We start from the raw sequence: 3,428 nt of genomic DNA, 5'->3' as shown, positions 1-3,428 counted from the left end.
GGTCAGGCAGCGGTCCAGGTGGGTCTGGGTCTTGCGTGTGGGCTCCTGGCCCTCGAGCACCTGCTTGATCAGGTAGATACGGCCGCGCGGGCCGTCGAGCTCGTCGCCCAGCAGCTGGTAGGTGGGGCAGGTGGCGGTGCAAAAGCCGCAATGCACGCACTTGCGCAAAATGGCCTCGGCCTCCTGGCCTTCGGGGGTGTCTTTGAATTCGGGGGCTAATTGGGTTTGCATGGTGCAGGGGTGCCTCGATTAGCTTAGTTCAGCGCCCAGTCGCCCAAGCGCCCGGGGTTGAAGATGCCATGGGGGTCAAACGCGTGCTTGAGCCGCTGCTGCACCTGGCGCAGTGCGGGCGAGGCAGGCGTAAAACCAAAATCATCGGATGCGACCAGGCCCACCTGGGGGCCGGGCCTGAAGCACACGGCGCTGCCGCCGACACTGGTGGCCAGCGCCTGCAAGGCCTGGGCATGCTGCATGGGGGCCTGCACCCAGCGCAGCGCGCCGCCCCACTCCATCAGCGGCTGCAGGCCTTCTTCGGTGCAGGGCAGCACCGGCGTGGTGGCCGGCAGCGACAGGCGCCACAGCGCATGGCTCGGGTCCATGGCACTGAACCAGGGCAGCTGCTGCTCGCGGCAGGCCAGCCAAGCGGCATCGGCCTGGCCGTGGTCCAGCATGGTGCCGCCCATGCCATCCAGGGCCGATTGCACCGCTGCCACGGCACCGCGCAGCCGCACCAGCAGATGGCCTTGATCACCGTCGCCCGATTGCTGCCACAGGCTGGCATTGATGGGCAGCGGCTTTGCGGCCCCGGCCGAGAGCTTGTCCAGCGCCTGCTGGGCCGTGCATTCGTAGTACAGGGTGGCCTGCGCGCGCTGCATCGGCAGCACCTTGAGGCTGATGTCGGTCAGCAGGCCCAGGGTGCCCCAGGCACCGGCCATCAGCCGCGACACGTCATAGCCCGCCACGTTCTTCATCACCTGGCCGCCAAAGCGCAGCAGCTCGCCCTGGCCATTGATCAGCTCCAGGCCCAGGATGTAGTCACGCACCGCACCCACCGCCGCCCGCGAGGGGCCGGACAAACCGGTTGCCACCATGCCACCGACCGTGGCCTCCGGGCCAAAATGCGGCGGATCAAAGGCCAGGCACTGGCCGCATTCGGCCAGGCTCGCTTCCAGCGCCGCCAGCGCTGTGCCGGCCCGCACGGTCACGACCAACTCACTGGGCTCGTAGCTGATGATGCCGCTGTAGCTGCGGGTGTCGAACACCTCGCCGCCCAGGCGCGCACCATAAAAATCCTTGCTGCCACCGCCCCGGATGCGCAGCGGCGTCTTGTGGGCATGCGCCGATCGAACGCGCTCCTGCCAGTCGAGCACGGTGGGGGAAAGAGAGGCAGCCACAGCTTGGTCCATGGCCCCATGGTAGCGGCAGTTGCGTCTGGCGTGGTCCGCTCAAGTTAGATGGGAGACTGAGGCCCAGCCCCGCAAGGCCCATGCAGCCTGCGCCTGCGCTTAAAACCCATGCCCGATTTCCCGCCAAGGTTGGGTCGGCAGGCCCGCCACACCGACGCGCATTGCAAACACGCAGCCCGACAGCGGCAGCTGGGCCAGCTCGTCGCGGCTGCGGCCGTGGCGGGCAGAGGTGACGTACAAGGTGCGGCCATCGCTGCCGCCAAAGCAGGGCATCGTGGGGCAGAGCGCCGGCGTGTAGTGGCTGGCGAGGATGCGGCCCTGGGGGGAGATCTGCAGCACGCGGCCGCCTTCGTACATCGCGCACCAGTAGTTGCCCTCAACGTCCACAGCGGCGCCATCGGGCCGGCCGCCATAGCCGGGCTCGCCCGGGGTCCAGCCCTCGGGCTTGGCATCAAAGCGCATGAAGACTTCGCCCTCGCCTTGCGGATAGCCGCTCACGTCGCAGGCGAATTTCTTGATCGTGTGGCTGGGGGTATCGGCCCAGTACATGGTGCGCCGGTCGGGCGACCAGGCCAGGCCATTGGCGTTGGAGACGCCATCTTGCACCTTGCGCACCGTCGTGGTGCCCGTCAGCCCATCGATGCAGTAGAGCGCGGCCACCGGCTGGCGCGGGCCGCTGGCGGGCTCGTGGATGGTGCCCACCCAGAAGCGGCCCTGGGCATCGCAGCGGCCATCGTTGCCGCGCTCGGTAGCCGGGTCGATCGGCAGGCGGGCGATGTCGTGCAGGGTGCCGCCCCAGTGGGTGGCGCGGCAGATGCGGTCGCGCAGCACGACGATCCAGCCGTCCAACGCGCCGCCGCTGCGGGCTGGCGCGATGCAGCCGGGCTCGGCGGGCATGTCCCAGCGGTCCATATAGCCCGATCCGGGCATCGTGCGCCACAGCTGTTTGCCAGCGACATCGACGCCATAGAGAACACCACCGCTGGCTTGCCAGAAAGGAGACTCCCCCAACGCAAAGGGCTGGCTGACCACGGTATGCCAGATCATGGCGTTCCTTTAGAAATAAATTGCATGGAAAACCCTAAGCATTATCTGTGCCACCTGGGTTGCAGCGAGGCGGGCTTATGGAATATAGGACAGCGGCAAGGCGGTGGTGAACTTCAGCTCTTCCATCGCAAAGCTCGACGACACATCGAGCAACTGGGTATCGGCGATCAGGCGTTTGTAGACCTTGTCGTAGGCGGCGATATCGGGCACCACCACGCGCAGCAGGTAGTCCACCTCGCCGCTCATGCGGTAGAACTCCACCACCTCGGCAATGGCCGCCACTGCCGCGCGAAAGCGCTCAAACCATTCCTGGCTGTGCGTGCTGGTGCGCACTGCCACAAACACCGTCACGCCCACATTGACCTTGTCGCGGTCCACCAGCGCCACCTGGCGCTTGATGACCCCGGCCTCCTTGAGCCGCTGGATACGGCGCCAGCAGGGCGTGGCCGACAGCCCGACCTGGGCCGCCAGATCGGCCACCTGGGTCTCCGCATCGGCCTGCAGCAACTCCAGCAGTTTGCGGTCAATAGAATCCAATTTCATTTTTTTCCTATTTTTTGGAATAGAACTCCAATATTGTGCAGTAGCTGGCGAATTTTGCGACTGTATTCCCCGGCCCGGGCTGGACAATTTGGGCATGGAAATCTACCTCGACGCCAACGCCACCACCCCCGTCCTTCCCCAAGCCCGCGCCGCCGCCCTGGCGGTGATGGCCGATGCCTATGGCAACCCCAGCAGCATCCATGGCAGCGGCCTCAAGGCCCGCGCGCTGCTGGACGAAGCACGTGCCGCCGCGCGCCAGGTGCTGGGCGTGCCCAGCGGCCAGCTGCTGTTCACCAGCGGCGCGACCGAGGGCATCCAGACCGCCGTGCTGTCCGCGCTGAGCGCCCTGCGCCAGCGCCGCGAGGCCGGCGATAACAGCCCCATGCAGCTGCTCTATGGCGCCACCGAGCACAAGGCCGTGCCCGAAGCCCT

5 protein-coding genes are annotated in these 3,428 nt (G+C 66.9%); 1 reads left to right on the top strand and 4 read right to left on the bottom strand.

The window, feature by feature from the left end; genetic code table 11:
* The 4 genes from H928_RS33920 to H928_RS0124655 all read right to left on the bottom strand — a co-directional run.
* On the bottom strand, window positions 1-231 hold a 231-nt coding region (locus tag H928_RS33920; protein ID WP_043341974.1), incomplete at its 3' end, for a 4Fe-4S dicluster domain-containing protein.
* Between the two features lie 23 nt (window positions 232-254).
* Window positions 255-1,394: a glycolate oxidase subunit GlcE gene (gene glcE, locus H928_RS0124665; RefSeq protein ID WP_239645076.1), complete on the bottom strand. Its 1,140-nt coding sequence runs from the start codon at window positions 1,392-1,394 to the stop codon at window positions 255-257.
* A 111-nt stretch (window positions 1,395-1,505) separates the two neighbouring features.
* Entirely contained in the window at window positions 1,506-2,453 is a 948-nt protein-coding gene (locus H928_RS0124660) for an SMP-30/gluconolactonase/LRE family protein (RefSeq protein ID WP_021028891.1), read from the bottom strand.
* Between the two features lie 75 nt (window positions 2,454-2,528).
* A complete protein-coding gene (locus tag H928_RS0124655) occupies window positions 2,529-2,990 on the bottom strand; it encodes an Lrp/AsnC family transcriptional regulator (protein ID WP_027011371.1) in 462 nt (153 codons plus the stop codon).
* 100 nt (window positions 2,991-3,090) lie between these two features.
* Between H928_RS0124655 and H928_RS29790 the strand changes: the two genes are divergently transcribed.
* Window positions 3,091-3,428 (top strand): aminotransferase class V-fold PLP-dependent enzyme (locus H928_RS29790; protein WP_148293313.1); only part of this gene is annotated, 338 nt, incomplete at its 3' end.

The sequence above is a fragment of the Comamonas sp. B-9 genome (assembly GCF_000410635.1).
In the GTDB taxonomy this organism is placed as follows: domain Bacteria; phylum Pseudomonadota; class Gammaproteobacteria; order Burkholderiales; family Burkholderiaceae_C; genus Comamonas.
Note: the sequence above shows the minus strand (reverse complement) of the source record. Positions and strands in the feature narration are given on the sequence as shown.

Bases quoted from the DNA above. Each gene is read 5' to 3' on its own strand.
- H928_RS0124660 (WP_021028891.1), bottom strand. From the start codon at position 2,453: ATGATCTGGCATACCGTGGTCAGCCAGCCCTTTGCGTTGGGGGAGTCT.